19 protein-coding genes are annotated in these 15,489 nt (G+C 39.1%); 16 read left to right on the forward strand and 3 right to left on the reverse strand.

What is annotated here, in order from left to right:
* Positions 1-16 precede the first annotated feature (16 nt).
* Positions 17-637, reverse strand: a complete 621-nt coding sequence (locus AC07UM_RS02435; RefSeq protein WP_494682647.1) for a helix-turn-helix transcriptional regulator — start codon at positions 635-637, stop codon at positions 17-19.
* A gap of 193 nt (positions 638-830) precedes the next feature.
* Here AC07UM_RS02435 and AC07UM_RS02440 point away from each other — a divergent pair, with 193 nt between their 5' ends.
* From AC07UM_RS02440 to AC07UM_RS02460, 5 genes are all read left to right on the forward strand, one after another.
* On the forward strand, positions 831-1,457 hold the full coding sequence (locus tag AC07UM_RS02440) for a superoxide dismutase (RefSeq protein ID WP_494682646.1): 627 nt from the start codon (positions 831-833) through the stop codon (positions 1,455-1,457).
* A 23-nt stretch (positions 1,458-1,480) separates the two neighbouring features.
* Positions 1,481-1,981 (forward strand): DUF2480 family protein, encoded by a 501-nt coding sequence (locus AC07UM_RS02445; protein WP_124537159.1) that lies wholly within the window; start codon positions 1,481-1,483, stop codon positions 1,979-1,981.
* 4 nt (positions 1,982-1,985) lie between these two features.
* Positions 1,986-2,543 carry an NADPH-dependent FMN reductase gene (locus AC07UM_RS02450; RefSeq protein ID WP_494682645.1) on the forward strand — a complete coding sequence of 186 codons (558 nt, stop codon included), beginning with the start codon at positions 1,986-1,988 and terminating at the stop codon, positions 2,541-2,543.
* A gap of 94 nt (positions 2,544-2,637) precedes the next feature.
* Positions 2,638-2,961, forward strand: coding sequence for a 2Fe-2S iron-sulfur cluster-binding protein (locus tag AC07UM_RS02455; protein WP_103232404.1), 324 nt, complete (start codon positions 2,638-2,640; stop codon positions 2,959-2,961).
* Positions 2,962-3,105: 144 nt separating this feature from the next.
* Positions 3,106-3,456, forward strand: a complete 351-nt coding sequence (locus AC07UM_RS02460; protein ID WP_494682644.1) for a 4Fe-4S dicluster domain-containing protein — start codon at positions 3,106-3,108, stop codon at positions 3,454-3,456.
* A gap of 86 nt (positions 3,457-3,542) precedes the next feature.
* Here AC07UM_RS02460 and AC07UM_RS02465 read toward each other — a convergent pair whose 3' ends face one another.
* Together AC07UM_RS02465 and AC07UM_RS02470 are read right to left on the reverse strand one after the other, a co-directional pair.
* On the reverse strand, positions 3,543-4,478 hold the full coding sequence (locus AC07UM_RS02465; protein ID WP_494682643.1) for a ketopantoate reductase family protein: 936 nt from the start codon (positions 4,476-4,478) through the stop codon (positions 3,543-3,545).
* Between the two features lie 63 nt (positions 4,479-4,541).
* Positions 4,542-5,123: a Crp/Fnr family transcriptional regulator gene (locus tag AC07UM_RS02470; RefSeq protein ID WP_152289779.1), complete on the reverse strand. Its 582-nt coding sequence runs from the start codon at positions 5,121-5,123 to the stop codon at positions 4,542-4,544.
* 409 nt (positions 5,124-5,532) lie between these two features.
* Here AC07UM_RS02470 and AC07UM_RS02475 point away from each other — a divergent pair, with 409 nt between their 5' ends.
* From AC07UM_RS02475 to AC07UM_RS02525, 11 genes are all read left to right on the forward strand, one after another.
* Complete coding sequence (locus AC07UM_RS02475) at positions 5,533-5,904, forward strand: hypothetical protein (RefSeq protein ID WP_494682642.1); 372 nt, start codon at positions 5,533-5,535, stop codon at positions 5,902-5,904.
* Between the two features lie 105 nt (positions 5,905-6,009).
* Positions 6,010-6,363, forward strand: coding sequence for a hydrogenase maturation nickel metallochaperone HypA/HybF (locus AC07UM_RS02480; RefSeq protein WP_494682641.1), 354 nt, complete (start codon positions 6,010-6,012; stop codon positions 6,361-6,363).
* 1 nt (position 6,364) lies between these two features.
* Positions 6,365-7,081, forward strand: a complete 717-nt coding sequence (gene hypB, locus AC07UM_RS02485) for a hydrogenase nickel incorporation protein HypB (RefSeq protein WP_494682640.1) — start codon at positions 6,365-6,367, stop codon at positions 7,079-7,081.
* A gap of 4 nt (positions 7,082-7,085) precedes the next feature.
* A complete protein-coding gene (locus tag AC07UM_RS02490) occupies positions 7,086-7,562 on the forward strand; it encodes an urease accessory protein UreE (protein ID WP_494682639.1) in 477 nt (158 codons plus the stop codon).
* Positions 7,552-8,565 carry an ABC transporter substrate-binding protein gene (locus AC07UM_RS02495; protein WP_494682638.1) on the forward strand — a complete coding sequence of 338 codons (1,014 nt, stop codon included), beginning with the start codon at positions 7,552-7,554 and terminating at the stop codon, positions 8,563-8,565. Before AC07UM_RS02490 ends, AC07UM_RS02495 begins: the two co-directional genes overlap by 11 nt.
* Entirely contained in the window at positions 8,565-9,575 is a 1,011-nt protein-coding gene (locus AC07UM_RS02500) for a FecCD family ABC transporter permease (RefSeq protein WP_494682637.1), read from the forward strand. The genes AC07UM_RS02495 and AC07UM_RS02500 overlap by 1 nt, the downstream gene beginning before the upstream one ends.
* Positions 9,572-10,342, forward strand: coding sequence for an ABC transporter ATP-binding protein (locus tag AC07UM_RS02505; RefSeq protein ID WP_494682636.1), 771 nt, complete (start codon positions 9,572-9,574; stop codon positions 10,340-10,342). Before AC07UM_RS02500 ends, AC07UM_RS02505 begins: the two co-directional genes overlap by 4 nt.
* A 6-nt stretch (positions 10,343-10,348) precedes the next feature.
* The gene (locus AC07UM_RS02510; protein WP_494682635.1) at positions 10,349-10,873 is read left to right on the forward strand and encodes a GNAT family N-acetyltransferase; all 525 of its coding nucleotides are present in this window, start codon (positions 10,349-10,351) and stop codon (positions 10,871-10,873) included.
* Between the two features lie 16 nt (positions 10,874-10,889).
* Complete coding sequence (locus AC07UM_RS02515; protein WP_494682634.1) at positions 10,890-13,322, forward strand: TonB-dependent siderophore receptor; 2,433 nt, start codon at positions 10,890-10,892, stop codon at positions 13,320-13,322.
* Positions 13,323-13,542: 220 nt separating this feature from the next.
* Positions 13,543-14,298, forward strand: coding sequence for a helix-turn-helix domain-containing protein (locus AC07UM_RS02520; RefSeq protein ID WP_494682633.1), 756 nt, complete (start codon positions 13,543-13,545; stop codon positions 14,296-14,298).
* A 27-nt stretch (positions 14,299-14,325) separates the two neighbouring features.
* Positions 14,326-15,489: an FAD-dependent oxidoreductase gene (locus AC07UM_RS02525; RefSeq protein WP_494682632.1), complete on the forward strand. Its 1,164-nt coding sequence runs from the start codon at positions 14,326-14,328 to the stop codon at positions 15,487-15,489.

Genomic DNA, 15,489 nt, shown 5'->3' on the forward strand with positions numbered 1-15,489 from the left:
TTTTATGAGTTATATATTACTGGCTGATTTTATAAACACAGCGCTGCCCCCCGGAAATAATATGGTCTATTCTTTCAACCTTATAATCATTCCCTATCAACGATTGAAAATTGGACAGTTCTGCACGGCAGAACCCCTGACATTCTGTTGCAGCAGCACATATAGGACAATGATTTTCAATCAGAAAATAATCTTCCCCTTCTTTTTTCCATTCTGCCATGTAGCCTTCTTCACTTCGGACCTTAGCAAGAGAATCAAGACGTTGTTCTAAAGATTTTGCTTTGGAAAGTACTTTTTCATACCGGTCATGGGTATTTTTCTCCCGGTCACTGATCAATAACTCCAAAGCATTTTCGCCTAAAAGATTTTTTACTGATCTCAGAATCTGAACTGTTACATCTGCATGAGTATCAGGAAACTGAGCCAATCCTTTTTCTGTAAGAATATAGTAGGTAGAGGGGCGGCCTACCCCTTCACTCTTCACCAAAGATTCTATCAACCCTTGCTGAGCAAGATTCAGTAAATGCTTCCTTGCCCCTTCTTTGGTAATCGACAATTCTTCAGCAATAAGGAGCGAAGTAGCTTCACCTCTCATCTTTAAAAACATAAGAATACGATCTACAGCCGGCTTCTTCATTTGACAATATTTAGGTTGTTTTATTTTTCAACAACAAATATAGTCATTTTCTATAATCCCAAAAAAACAAAGACTAATACAAACATCTACAATGCGTTATCAGGGTAAATCTCAGAATCAATAAAACAACTTATAAGTTGTTTTATTAAAATATATTTTTACCTTTGTCATACGTTAATCAAAAATAAATACAATGAACCCATTTACATTACCACCGCTAGCTTATGCTTATGATTCTTTGGAACCTTTTATAGATAAAGAAACAATGGCTATTCACCACCAACGTCATCATCAGGCTTATGTTGATAATCTGAATGCAGCTTTGGCACAAACCAATGAAGTCAATCCAGATCTTGACTCGTTACTGCAAAGAATAAGTGAATACAGCCCTGCTATAAGAAATAACGGAGGAGGTCACTACAACCACTCTTTATTCTGGGAAATTCTTTCTCCTCAACCCAAGTTACATCCTGAAGGTAAGCTTAATGATGCTATAACAACAACTTTTGGAAGTCTTGAGAACTTTAAGGCAGAAATGAAAAAAACAGGTTTGTCACAGTTCGGTTCCGGATGGGTATGGTTATCTGTAAAATTCAACGGATCATTGATCATCAGCTCTACCCCTAATCAGGATAATCCCATGATGGATGTTCTTTCGATGAACAGGGGCTTCCCGATTCTTGGAATAGATGTGTGGGAACATGCTTATTATCTGAACTATCAGAATAAACGGGCAGATTATCTGGATTCTTTCTGGTCTGTATTAGATTGGTCGTCTGTTGAGAAAAAATATGAAGAGGCTTTGTCAAAAGTAAGATAATTAACACTGATTGTAAACCAGCTATGAATCAGGAAACGTTTATCAATAAAGCAAAAGCTTCAGGTATTATTGCCCTTGATCTTTCAGATTACAAACCGACAACGGAAATTGTGGAACTGGATATCAAAAATCATCTTTTCATGGGAATGATTGTCAAGGAGAAAGAGTTTAAAGAATCCATTGCTGCGGTAGATTTTTCTGTATATAACGAAAAGGCAGTAGGAATCATCTGTTCTACGGATGCCATCATCCCGCCTTGGGCGTATATGCTGCTCATGGAAAAATTGTCTCCTTATGCTTCTTATGTAGATTTAAACAACGCGGAAACGGTTCTTCTTGATCTTTGGAAACGCCGTCTCATCTATGCTGACCTGAAACATTATAAAAATCAGAAGGTAGTTGTCCGTGCAAGTACAGCTCATGATCCCTCCCTTTACTTGTGGGCTGCAGGACTTCTGAAACCTCTCGTAAAAACATTGATGTATGGCGAGATAGGATTACCCAAAGTAATTTTTAAACAATAAAAAAATGAAAGCAATCATATTCAACGGATCACTGGAAAGAAGAACTCAATCTACTTCCGGACTGATTTCGAACTATTTTTCAGAACGCCTGAAAATATTGGGAATCCGGACTGAAGTTTTTACCCTTGCAGATTCCGGCATTCCGCTGTTTGATGTCACTCTTCCCAAAACTCCTTTGGCAGTAGAACGGATGGCTCAACTATTTACAGAGGCTGACTTACACATCTGGCTGGCCCCCCTTTACCATGGAAGTATTCCGGGCGTAATGAAAAACTGCCTGGATTGGCTTGAAGTTACAGCTAGTTGGTACGAGCCTTATCTCACAGATAAAACTGTGGGGTTGGTATGCTGGGCAGATGGTCTTCAGGCAATGCAGGGAATCAATGCTATGGATTCTATCGCCAAGTCACTACGTGCCTGGCCATTGCCATTCAGTGTTCCTATTGTCAGATCATCATTATTTGCCCCTGACAGCTCAACTGAAGTTTCAGAGCTCTATTCCGGTAAGTTTGATAAACTCATCAGTATTGCAACGTCTAAAAAAATAGAAAAACGACTATAAACCATTTATAACATGATAGAAACAGATATACTGATCATTGGTTCCGGCCTTTCAGGGATGTTATTCTGCAAATGACCACTATCAACTAAGGATTATGGAAAATGAAATTACCATTACCGTTATCGACCAAAACGGTAATACACATACTTTACTGTGCCCTTTAGAAATGGGACTCAGTCTTAAAGATATCTGCAAAGCCTATGAATTACCTATGGAAGCCATGTGTGGGGGTATGGCTATGTGTGCAACCTGTCATTGCTTTGTTCTGAGTGAAACTATTCCTCTGCCTGAAAAAAATGATATGGAAGAAGCTTTATTATCAGAATTATTTACGACCAAAACAACCAGCAGATTAGCCTGCCAGATTCACCTTACAGCCCAGATGGATGGACTGTCGGTAGAAATCGCTGCAGATTAATCCTTTAAAAATAAAAATTAGCACGCTTTATGCTGCTTATTTCAAAGAACAGTATTGAACTGCTGTAATTAAGTTTAGCGGGGATTTCCGAATCGTGAAACGTTGAAGAAATCCCTTTTTTAAACCCCTTTAAATTCAAACAATATGGCTATAAAAATAACAGATGCCTGTATCAACTGTGGAGCCTGCGAACCTGAATGCCCCAACTCAGCCATTTACGAAGGTGCTATCGACTGGCGTTGGAAAGACAAGACAAAACTTTCAGGACCTATCACATTTCCTGATGGTACTGAAGGTGATGCCGATGATTATCATCCGGCTGTATCGGATGAAGTTTATTATATCGTATCCGGGAAATGTACGGAATGTAAAGGGTTTCATGATGAGCCGCAATGTAAGGCGGTATGCCCTGTAGATTGTTGTGTGGATGATCCTGACCATCGGGAAACAGAAGAAGTGCTGCTGGACCGGCAGAAATTCATGCATAGTGCTTAAACTTCTATCTTTTATATTTAATTTCAATAGAGGCGGGTTTTAACCCGCCCTTTTTATATTTTTTCTTCTTTGGCTTTAGTCTAAACTTATTTTTCTTTAATCTCGGTATAGATTTTTTGAGTAAAAGGAGTTTCAACAGCTACTTCAGAACCATATTTCAGCACTGCTCCGGCAAACAATTCCAGTTCGTTCTCCTTCTTTCCCGAATTGATATCAAGCTGCAAGGAAGTAGGCGTTTCAAAAGGAAACGTAGAAGCTTTTTCAAAAGTTGCATTGATGATATCTTCCTGCAGATCAATTCCTTTTTTAGCTGCAATCAATTGTATTTCGTTCATAATTCCGGTCGCTTCTTTTTTCTGGTGTTCATCAGTACATACTGCGCCCATAGACGAATTATGTTTTGCTGTCACCAATCCGAAACTTGCAATGAATATGAATTTCGTCCAGATAGCTGTTAATGAATTATCTTTAAAATCAAACACTATTTTGCTTTCATTCAATAAGTCTGTAACCCATTCCACCGGAGTAGAAAAATGCTCAGGATCTCTTCCCACAATTATTTTACCGGCATTTCCTTTGTGCTCTACTGTTCCTCTTTCCTTAATATGAGAGGCCACATACACACAGGTTGGAAGAACGGTATGATCTGGAATTATAGTACGTATTCTGTCATAAATATCGGCTCCGTTCATCATTGGAAGCAGTATGGTGTCTTTGTTAATGACTGGCAGTAACTGCCTGCAGACGTTTTCAAGGTCATATTCTTTTACACAGATAAGAACAAGATCAGGATTTTTGATATCCCCGATGCTCTGCACAATAGCATTTGGATGAGTCTGCGGATTGGAATGCTCAGGAGATAAAAGAGTCAATCCGTTTTCTTTTACTTTCTCATAGGTTTCTCCGCGGGCAACAAAAGATACCGTATATTTTTCGGAAACTTCATTGGTCTGATTTATTTTAAAACCAAAGTAACCACCTACTCCACCCAATCCTACAACGACAATATGTTTTTTGTTCATGAAATTATTTTTAGCAAAGATGGGTGATCGCTTCTGAACTATCACTTGACAAATGAAAAGAAATTATATTTTATGAATATCCCTTCTGATCCGGCTCAGTGAGCTGTCTTTAATTCCCAGATAGGAAGCAATTACTTTCAGTGGAACATGCTGAAAAATATCAGGATCTTTCTTCATGAGGTTGAAATATCTTGTCGAAGCCTTCTGGCTGGCCATTTCTATCAGCCTATCATGAATATTATAATAATTGAGGACAAAAAGAAGTCTGCTAAACTCTCTGAATTCAGGAATATTATGGAAATTATGCTGTACATTTTCCAATCCGGTCTCCCAGAAAACACAATCTGTGACAGTTTGATAAGTTTCTTTGGTGGGCTGCTGCCTGAAAAAGGACAGAAAATCATTCACAAAACACGGAGCTCTATAAATATGGGTCGTAATCTCCTCATTATCTTCATTGAGTATATACGAACGGACATAACCTTTTTCCAGAAAATAGGTTTTGGTACTGATCGCATCTTTATTCAACAAAACCGTATTCGATTTTAATTCAAAATAATTAAAGGTTTCGGTAATCTTTTCAACCACTTCCCCTTTGATACTGAATAGGGAATGAAAATACGTGTTAATTGATGTTTTATCCATGAGAGTAAGTGCTAGTGAACATCTATTTTGAAATCGGTCCAAACAAAAATAGTATTTATAAAACATTAAAGGGTAAAAAAGAAAAGTTTAATACTTAAATCCTACTTGTATTTCTTTGCGGTTCAAATAAAAACACTATTATTTCAATGTTTAAAAATGTCATTCTTTTATGATAAAAAAGCTATGGTTCGCAGTCACCATTTTAAACATTATTATTGACCCTTAATTTCCCTACACATTCAAATACAAAACAATTACAGCTGATTATCAACAAAATAAAAACATGAAATTTAAAAAAAACATTATTTCCTATGAGTATAAAAGGTCGCATTTAATCCCGTTTTTGAACATTTTTAAAAGGTTTTTGGTAAGAACACAGGCTGTTAAAAGGTCTACATTTGTAGTACCAATGAAGAAGTCTTTCTACATATCCGTTACTTTTCTGCTGATCCTGTTTCTTACCATAATGACAGGGCTTTCCAGTGACAGGAAAAATAACGCTCATGAAAGTTATTCAAAGGATCAGGTTGGTGTAAAATCGTCCGAATCTGTACAGTCTGTACAGCATGATATGTTATTCATTGGCTCCATGGCCGAAAATGATTTTGATGCGGACAAAGCTTTCTTCGATCTTCCTTTTATTCTTTTTGCTTACCATAAAGTATTGTGGGGAAATAATTTAAACTCTAATGTTGCTGCAGGTTCTGCTTCAGAATCAGTACATCATTACCATCTTCCCAAATATCTTTTATTCCATAATCTAAAGATCAGTATCTCTTAATTATTATCTGTAAAACCCATTCTGCGGGTATTTACAATTCATTTTTCTTAAAGAGGTTATCCGCATTTTCCGGATAATCAGTTTTCACCTATAAACCAATAAGCTATGCATGAATTAAGTATAGTGAAGGATATTTTTGACACTTTGGAAGAACATTATGACGCCAAAGTAGAAGATATCCAGCAGGTTCAGGTAACAGCAGGATTACTTTCCAATGTTCAGCCTGTCCTCATTCAGAATGCATTTGATGCATTCATTACCGAACACCCCTACTATCGGGAAATGGAACTTGAAGTGCTCGTCAATGATATTATTGCCCATTGTGAACAGTGTAAAAAAGACTTCCCCGTCAGGTACCACAGGTTTGTCTGTGATGACTGCGGAACTCCATCAGCTCATATCGTACAGGGAAACGAACTCTTCATCTCAAAAGTAATTTTCAAACAAAAACCCCATTAATATGTCAACAACTAATCCAAAAAGTTTAGGAAACCGCATAGGTTCCGTTCAATGTGATAATACAACCCTTCATTTATTAAAGGCTAATGATTTTGTAGCCAAAGCCATCAGAGAACGATTAAAAGACATTTGCGTCATCAATGTATGCTCATCACCGGGCTCCGGGAAAACCACCTTAATGCAGGAAACAGGAAAACGACTGGCTCAGGATCTTAACATCTCTATTCTTGTCGGAGATCCAGAAACCGAGCGTGATGCTATCAGAATGCGTGAAGCAGGAATCAATGCACTGCAAATCGTAACAGGTGGAATGTGTCATATTGAAGCGCAGATGATTCTGCAGGCTCTGGATCATATTGACCTGGAAGGAGTGGATGTATTGTTCATAGAAAATGTAGGAAATCTTCTTTGTCCATCTGCTTTTGACCTTGGAGAAGATTATCGTGTAACCCTTCTGGCCTCTACAGAAGGAGATGACAAGCCTAAAAAATATCCGCGTATGTTTTTAACCAGTGAACTGATGCTTGTTTCCAAAGCTGATTTGCTTCCCTACGTTCCCTTTTCTGTAGAAGCCGTAACAAAAGATGCCCATGAGGTGAACCCCAATTTGGAAGTAATGACCATCAGCACCTTAAACGGAGACGGAATTGATGAATGGTGTAACTGGCTGAAAGAGAAAGTAAAATTGAAAAAAGAAAGCGCTGCTCAGGAAGCTTAAACTTATGAATACCACATCGCCAATCGTAATAGATCAAGTGAAAGCAGGTGAAAACCTGAATAAACTGCATCCTGATATCCTGGAAATCGAATGGTTTGAAAATAAAAAACAAAAACTGACCCGGACTACAAAATCCGGGCAGATTTTGGAACTGAGGTTAGAGAACAGAAAAGAATGGGATCACGGAGACCATTTATACAGCAATGATCAGCTCATCGCTATAGTTGAAATCAAAACATGCCTTACCATATGCTTCTCTGCAAAAAATGATGCTGAAGCAGCAGACTTCTGCTACTTTATCGGAAATCAGCATCTGCCGATATTTTTAATCCGTCAGCAACAATTTGCGGTTCCTTACGATGGGCGCTTATACGAGCAATTATCCGCAAGATACGGGACGCGTATTGAACTTACAGACAACCAGTTATTATCCTCCCAATCATTACGTTATCTGGCAAAAAATAAAGCACATGAAAATTAAAAGTTTTTTGATAACAAGTCTTTCCGGATTGCTTATTCTCCTGCAAAGCTGCAATACCCCTAAAGACTCTGATCACAAAGGAGATTTATCCAACACCCAGGTCACTGCAACCGACAGCAGAGGCAAAACCATCACTCTTCCCCATGAAGCCATGCGTGTTGTCATCTTATACAATGCTCTTGTGGATGATGTCTATATGCTTCAGGCAGGTGACAAAATTGTAGGAATTCCGCAGCAGATCTATGAAATGGAAGATACATATCAATTCCTTTCTAAACTGGATAAGCGAATCAAAAATAAAAGTATTGCAACTCCCACTTTTGGCGGACAATCCAGCAACGCAGAAAGCATTGTAGAGCTTAAACCTGATTTGGTATTGACTTTTAGCACAGACGACGACAATATCAACCAAATTGAAAATCTTGGTATTCCCGTGTTTACTTTTTCTTCTTTAAATGATGAAAAAATTCTGGAAGAGCTGAAGAATGTAGGAAAACTCCTTGGAAAGCAAAAACGCGCAGACAAAATTACAGGATATGTTTCTGAAGAAGTGAAAAAAATGAGAGCCTCTCATGAAACATCACCTAAAAAGATTTATTATGCCTGGTCAAAAGGACGTATCATGTCTACTTCCGGGAAAGGAAGCCTCATCGATATGGCTATCACGCTGGCCGGAGCTCAAAATGCATGCCCGGTTCCGGTAGAGGCACCCAATATCAGCGCAGAAACAATGTATAAATGGAATCCTGATTTAATTATCCTTTGGAATTCCAAACTGTCGGATGTGTACAGTCTTAAAGAGCTGGCTGCACTTCCTGCTGTAAAAAACAAACAGGTATTTGTCATGTCTCCTTCATTTCCTTATGATCCGCATACGGTAAAATTTATGCTGTTTGCCAAGCAGCTCCGTCACTGGTGCATGCCGGAATATACTCAGGGACAGCTGGATCAGGATGTGAGAAAAGCTTTTGAAATTATCTATGGTAAAAAAGGATTACTCTAATGGTGAAAAATAGTAAAACAGTTTTCATATTAATTTTTCTGCCTTTTATATTGGGATTCGTTTCTTTAATGATAGGTTCCAGTGAGAATATAGGTTTTGGAGAACTGTTCTATCATATCGCCCTGGAATTAGGAATTTCTAAAAACGAACCTATTATACAAGGAAGTTTGCACACCATTTTATGGCAGGTACGCCTTCCAAGAATTGCCCTTACTTTTCTGGTAGGTGCTTCACTGGCCTCTTCCGGAGGAGTGCTTCAGGCTGTTTTCAGGAATCCGATTGTGGACCCCTTTACTTTGGGAATTTCGTCAGGTTCTGCATTTGGTGCAGCATTGGCGATGTTGTTCCCGGTAATGGCAGTCAATCTTTCAGCTTTTATTTTTGGAGTTGCAGCGGTAGTTATTACGTTCCTTGTTTCTTATGCCGGAGCCAAAACTTCTATTATAAGTATGGTTCTTGCAGGAATGATCGTATCAGGAGTATTTACAGCTTTGCTGACGGTTCTGCAATATCTGAGTGATCCTTATAAACTGCAGGCTATTGTACAGTGGACTATGGGAAACCTGCATACCGCTTCATGGCAAAAAGTACATACGGCAGTATTTCCGATTCTTATCGGATTATCTGTGGTTATTATGCTTCGCTGGAAACTGAATCTTCTTGCACTGGGAGATCATGAAGCCATGGCAGTAGGCGTAAATCCTACCCTTTTTAAACTTATCCTGATGGCCGTAGCCACAATGATTACCGCTTCATCAGTGGCTGCTGTAGGGGTGATCAGTTTGTTTGGATTGATTGTTCCCCATATCAGCAGAATGATTTTCGGACCCAATAATACGATCACAGTATGGGCCAACATCAGTATCGGCGGAACATTTTTATTATTAATTGATGATTTTTCCCGTACCGTAATGCCTTTTGAAATCCCTATCGGGGTTTTTACCATGATTATCGGAGCCCCTATCTTCATCTATCTGATGCGTCGAAATGCGATAAACTGGAACTCATGAAAAATATAATCTCTCTTGAACAGCTTTCTTTTTGCTACGGAAAAGAAGAAGTGTTGAAAAATGTAAAAGCAGACTTTAAAAAAGGCAGACTTTCCGTCATTTTGGGAAGAAACGGAAGCGGAAAATCAACGTTATTCAAAATTATTGCAGGGCTGGAAAAAAAATACACAGGAAGCGTATGGATTGGCAATAAAGAACGCCGAAAAATAAAAACTGGAACATCATTTCCTCTCCGTCTGGGATTTTTAACCCAGTTTCATCAGACTACTTTTCCATTTACCGTATTTGATGTAATCCTGACAGGGCGGGCTTCATTTTCAAGATTTGCCCCTGGAAAGGCAGACTATAATGAGGTTGAAACAATCCTTCAGAAACTTAATTTATTCCACCTAAAAGATAAACCTTACACTTCTCTTTCCGGTGGTGAACGTCAATTGGTATTGTTATGCCGAATATTGGTTCAAAAGCCGGACGTACTGATGCTGGATGAGCCCACCAACCATCTCGACCTTCATTATCAGGTCGCTGTACTGGAAGTCATCCGCCAGTTGGTGAATGAAGGGACTACTGTTTTATGTGTGATGCATGATCCTAATCTCGCTTTCCTGTTTGGAGATGATTTTTTTGTGATGCGTCATCATGAGCTGGTTTCTGTTCAATCTATGGAAACAAATGAACTGCAACGGCTTCTTGAAGATACTTATGAGGTTCCTTTACTGGCTTTAGACAACCAGGGAACTCCAATGTTTGCTCCCCAATTAAAATAAAAATATATGAAAAACAATGAAGAAATAACGATATCGAAAGTAGAAGACTACCATGTATTTGAAGTACTTCCTTATGTGATGGAATTCAGGCGTCAGCTGTATCCTTTGCTTGATCCGCTGATCGTTCCCAAAGATCTGGTTAATTTTGAACAGAACTATCTTCAGGCTCCTTCCGGGTCCTTTATACAGGCTCGTACATCGGAGGGAAAACTTATAGGAGTGATCGGAATGATGCCCTATGACTATCGTTTTCCTCACCTGGATATTGATCAAATGAGAACTGTAGAAGTAGCGAGATTATTCGTCAACCCTGATTACAGAAGAGCTGGTATTGCTACCCGGCTATTTCAGGAACTTGTAAAAACGGCTCAGGAAAAAAATATCAAACGTTTATACCTCCACACCCATCCTTTCCTTAAAGGAGCTTATGAATATTGGCTGAAACAGGGATTCAGGCTTCTTAAATCCTGCTATGAAGGAACCTATCCTACTTTACACATGGAGCTGATGATTTCCGCAGAAAATAAATAATACAGAGAAAATATACATGAATACAACAAAGAAAGTATTATACATTAACGGTATAATGCTCTTACTTCCTTTTGCCTTATCGGCACAGAAAATACATCCTGTTTTTGGAAAAGTTCTGAATCAGGAGGGAAAAATAATTTCCCATGCCATCATTTCCTTGAATCAGGGAACAACTGCTACCACAGGTAAAGACGGTAATTTTACATTTGAAAATCAGGTTCAGTATCCGGCTCAGCTTACAATTGATGCTAAAGGATATTCCGGTTCTCATATCACCCTGGATTCTCTTTCTTATGATGATAAAAAAGGGATTGTTATTCGTCTGGCAGAAAATCAAACCAATATTCAGGAAATTCTGGTCACTGCCCGCAGAAACAATTCTTATCTTACAAATAATCTTGAACTGGGTGGGAAATTTTCAGGAAACTTAAAAGATCTTCCACAGTCGGTTTCTATTGTAAGCAGCGAGTTTATGGAAGACAAACAGGCTTATACAACGCGTGAAGTTGCACAGGATTTGGCAGGCGTAACGACTGCTTCTTCTTATGATGATCTTATCATTCGGGGGTTTAAAAGCGGTTATGAAACCGGAATCCGTCTCGTGAACGGACTTCGTTCCGGGTACAGCTATGGAAACAGCTATTACCGTTCTCCGCTGACGATTAATCTGGAAAGTGTTTCTGTTTTAAAAGGTCCGGGAGCCTCTCTATTCGGTGACATTACTCCCGGTGGAACCATCAATATGGTCACAAAAAAACCGTTGGAAACCCAAAAAGGATCAGTGAATTTTTCAGTGGGAAGCTTTCAGACAGTCCGTACAAGTATTGATCTTGGCGGACCCTTGGATAAGGATAAGAAAATCCTGTATCGTCTGAATGCAGGCTATGAAGACAGCAAAACCTTCCGGAATGTCAATCAGCAGAAGAACTTTATGATTGCCCCCTCTTTTACTTTCAAACCATTGGATGGCACCCAGGTAGACATAGATCTTGTGTACGATCAGTTTCATGGATATCTGGACCGTGGAATGGGTCTTAGGAACAATGATTTTTATGCTCTGCCCCGATCTTTTACGTTAAGCCAGCCTTCAGATTTTTACAACACAAAATCTTTCTCTTTCAGTGCAAGAGTAAGCCAGAGACTTACGCATAACCTTTCATTGAATGCCAGCTATATGAAGTCGGTTTATCAGGAAGATGTCAATGAACACCGTACCTTGAACAGCTATGCAGATGCACCCAACAATACGATTATGAATATGCGTTTCTTTGACCGCCATGGAAAAGACTATACAGATAATTCTGTAGTCTATCTGAAATGGGACCCCACCGGAAATACCATCAAACATCATCTTATCGCCGGGGTGGATTATGCACAATACGAAGGAGACAGCAACAACCAACAGCGTGAAGCCAGACAGCAGAAAATAGACGGAAAAATAGTTCCTCTTACATTTGATCTTAATAATCCTACGTATACCACACATGATCTCAGTAATTATGTATGGCTGGCACAGGGCAGTTATCCATTTTTAAGCCCTTATAAAACAACAGGAATTTATGTGCAGGATCAGATTTCATTCGCGGAAAGGCTGAAGCTTGTTGTAGGATTGCGTCATGAACATTATTATTCTGAAACCATCAATTCTTCCAGCCGATACAGTGCCACACAAAATGCATGGCTGCCGCGTATCGGACTGACGTATCAGATCAATGATCAGATCAACTATTTTGCAAGCTATTCTCAGGGTTTTGCTCCTGTGGGAGCCAATTTTATTCAGAATTATCAGGATTACGGAGCGGATAAACCTTTTACCGCAGAGCATAGTTTCCAGATTGAAACAGGTCTTAAAACCGGCTTTTTTAAGAATCAACTGCAGATGGACCTTTCTCTCTTTCAGATTGAACGCCGAAATATGCTGATCGCTACAGGTGAAATCAGTACAACCGGTTTTCCAGTCTACAGACAATCAGGGCAGGCCGTATCAAAAGGGGTTGAGCTGGATATCCGCGGGCAGTTGACCAAAGAATTTCAGATCATGGGAAATTACACCTACAATCAGACCGAAGTAAAATCATCTTCTATTGCTTCAGAAGTAGGCCAGGCTTTACCGGGAGCTCCTAAAAATATGGCAAGCATGTGGCTGAAATATGTGTTTTCAACCACTGCTTTGAAAGGGTTGGGATTCGGAGCCGGAGTTTATTATGTAGATACCAGACGTATGGACAACAGCATCGGAAAAGACAGCACCGGAAATGCACTTTGGGGAGAATGGCCTTCTTATACAACTGTAAATGCTGCAGTATATTACCATATCGGAAAGATGAAAATGTCTGTGAATATCAACAATATTTTTGACAAGTACTATTTCCTGGGTGGCTTTGATTATACGCGGGCCTTCCCGGGAGCGCCCAGAAATGTAATAGCCTCTGTAGGATATTCATTTTAACCGTTTTTAATATATTTTTTAATCTTGTGGAGACCTGGGCTATATTTTTTTATAGTCCGGGTTTTATTTTTAATTCTATTTAATAGTTTTAAAACGTAAGAATTTTATCTTCGATAAAATGGATGACCAAGTATCATTATGAATTTTTATTGGGCTTGCTGGTTTATGCCAAATTTTGTAATTTTCTTCATTAAAAAGCAGTCTTCTGCAGGCAATACTTATGGACAATGACTTTTCTTATCATTTCATCGAGCCCGATAAAGAGATCGCTGATTTTGTAGAAAATCTGGGAACTTTTCAGAATCTTTCCAATGAATCTAAAGAAGTGGTCATTATTCCTGACGGAAGAATAGATCTATTTTTCTCACAGTCGGATTCCGAACCTTTCCACATTACCCTTCTCGGCTTGGAAACGTATCCTGAACAAAGGTATATTCATCCCCATACCATTGCTTTTGTTGTCAGTTTCAAACCTCTTGCTGTTGAGTATATTTTACATACTTCCATCGCAGATTTATTAAATATTGGAAAAGAACTCTCCCCTGATTTCTGGAATTTTAAGGCTGATGATATAAAGGATTTTGATGTTTGCTGTGTAAAAGCAATTCAAAAAATAAAAGATCTTCTTCCTCAAAAGGTGGATGAGAGAAAACGTAAACTTTTCGAATTGGTTTATGCTTCAAAAGGAGAGATGAGTGTGCTGGAGCTGTCCGAGAAAACAGGCTGGAGCAGCAGGCAGATCAACCGGTATTTTACCAAACAGCTGGGTTTATCATTGAAAGCCTACTCTACTATATTGCGTTTCAGGGCATCATTGGAACATATCGCACAGGGAAGACTCTTTCCTGAGCTCAACTACACGGATCAAAATCATTTCATCAAAGAAGTGAAGAAGTTCTCAGGAGTTGCCCCTAAAGAATTATCCAAAAATAAAAACGACCGATTTGTACTATTATCAGTATTGAAAGGAAAATAAATTTGCATTGTAAAATTTAAATTAACAATGCTGATAGAAAATAAATCAATAGCAATCGTTGGTGGTGGTCCGGCAGGACTTACACTGGCAAGACTTTTACAACTAAAAGGTGCCCATGTAAAAGTATATGAAAGAGACTTTAATCAATATGCACGGGTACAGGGCTCTCCTCTCGATATGCATGAAGATTCAGGGCTGGCAGCTATACGTAAGGCGGAACTGCTGGAAGAGTTTAAAAAGACTTTCCGTCCTGGTGCAGACAGAACCTTGATTCTCAATGAACAGGCTGAAATATTCTTTAATGATCATGAAACCAAGCCTGAAGAGGATTTTGGGCACGAACATTTTCGTCCTGAAATAGACCGCGGTCCGTTAAGAAATATGCTTCTGAAATCCCTACATCCCGAAACGGTAGTCTGGGACAGTCATTTTCTCTCTATGGAACGCCAGGGTGAAGGCTGGCTGCTGCATTTCAAAAATGGAAATTCGGTGTATGCAGACCTTGTTATTGCAGGTGATGGAGCCAATTCTAAGATACGTCCTTATCTTACTGATATTAAACCTGTTTATTCCGGAGTGATCATGCTGGAAGGAAATATTTCAAAAGAAAATGCACCTCAGATTGATGCGATGATTAAAGGGGGAAAGATCATGGCATTTGGAAATACTAAAAATATTTTACTCGGCCAGAAAGGAAATGGGGATCTTGGATTTTATGCAAGCTTTAAAACAGACGAAAACTGGGTGACCAACAGCGGTATTGACTTTTCCGATACTACACAGGTATTGAAATGGTTTAAAACAGAGTACTCTGAATGGAGCCCAATCTGGGATGAACTTTTTGAAAATGCTGCTGCACCTTTTATTCCACGCCTTATTTATTATATGCCTTTGGATCAGACCTGGCAAGCCCAGCCCAATATAACGCTAATAGGAGATGCCGCTCATGTAATGCCTCCATTTGCAGGAGAAGGCGCCAATATGGCTATGCTGGATGCTCTTGAATTGAGTGAATATTTGACGGATAACAGGTACACCTCTTTACAGGAAGCCATTTCTCACTACGAAAACAATATGCGCAAAAGAGCTGCTATTGCTACACAGGAATCCCTTGAAAACGGAGAGCGAATGCATTCTGAAAAATCATTAACAACCATGCTTGATTTTTTTAATGGTCATTTAAATTCATAA

This window comes from Chryseobacterium sp. GW821-FHT04C04, from assembly GCF_059420365.1.

Coding starts and splice junctions, on each gene's coding strand:
- AC07UM_RS02435 (WP_494682647.1), bottom strand. CDS start 637: ATGAAGAAGCCGGCTGTAGATCGTATTCTTATGTTTTTAAAGATGAGA.
- AC07UM_RS02440 (WP_494682646.1), top strand. CDS start 831: ATGAACCCATTTACATTACCACCGCTAGCTTATGCTTATGATTCTTTG.
- AC07UM_RS02445 (WP_124537159.1), top strand. CDS start 1,481: ATGAATCAGGAAACGTTTATCAATAAAGCAAAAGCTTCAGGTATTATT.
- AC07UM_RS02450 (WP_494682645.1), top strand. CDS start 1,986: ATGAAAGCAATCATATTCAACGGATCACTGGAAAGAAGAACTCAATCT.
- AC07UM_RS02455 (WP_103232404.1), top strand. CDS start 2,638: ATGGAAAATGAAATTACCATTACCGTTATCGACCAAAACGGTAATACA.
- AC07UM_RS02460 (WP_494682644.1), top strand. CDS start 3,106: ATGGCTATAAAAATAACAGATGCCTGTATCAACTGTGGAGCCTGCGAA.
- AC07UM_RS02465 (WP_494682643.1), bottom strand. CDS start 4,478: ATGAACAAAAAACATATTGTCGTTGTAGGATTGGGTGGAGTAGGTGGT.
- AC07UM_RS02470 (WP_152289779.1), bottom strand. CDS start 5,123: ATGGATAAAACATCAATTAACACGTATTTTCATTCCCTATTCAGTATC.
- AC07UM_RS02475 (WP_494682642.1), top strand. CDS start 5,533: ATGAAGAAGTCTTTCTACATATCCGTTACTTTTCTGCTGATCCTGTTT.
- AC07UM_RS02480 (WP_494682641.1), top strand. CDS start 6,010: ATGCATGAATTAAGTATAGTGAAGGATATTTTTGACACTTTGGAAGAA.
- hypB (WP_494682640.1), top strand. CDS start 6,365: ATGTCAACAACTAATCCAAAAAGTTTAGGAAACCGCATAGGTTCCGTT.
- AC07UM_RS02490 (WP_494682639.1), top strand. CDS start 7,086: ATGAATACCACATCGCCAATCGTAATAGATCAAGTGAAAGCAGGTGAA.
- AC07UM_RS02495 (WP_494682638.1), top strand. CDS start 7,552: ATGAAAATTAAAAGTTTTTTGATAACAAGTCTTTCCGGATTGCTTATT.
- AC07UM_RS02500 (WP_494682637.1), top strand. CDS start 8,565: ATGGTGAAAAATAGTAAAACAGTTTTCATATTAATTTTTCTGCCTTTT.
- AC07UM_RS02505 (WP_494682636.1), top strand. CDS start 9,572: ATGAAAAATATAATCTCTCTTGAACAGCTTTCTTTTTGCTACGGAAAA.
- AC07UM_RS02510 (WP_494682635.1), top strand. CDS start 10,349: ATGAAAAACAATGAAGAAATAACGATATCGAAAGTAGAAGACTACCAT.
- AC07UM_RS02515 (WP_494682634.1), top strand. CDS start 10,890: ATGAATACAACAAAGAAAGTATTATACATTAACGGTATAATGCTCTTA.
- AC07UM_RS02520 (WP_494682633.1), top strand. CDS start 13,543: ATGGACAATGACTTTTCTTATCATTTCATCGAGCCCGATAAAGAGATC.
- AC07UM_RS02525 (WP_494682632.1), top strand. CDS start 14,326: ATGCTGATAGAAAATAAATCAATAGCAATCGTTGGTGGTGGTCCGGCA.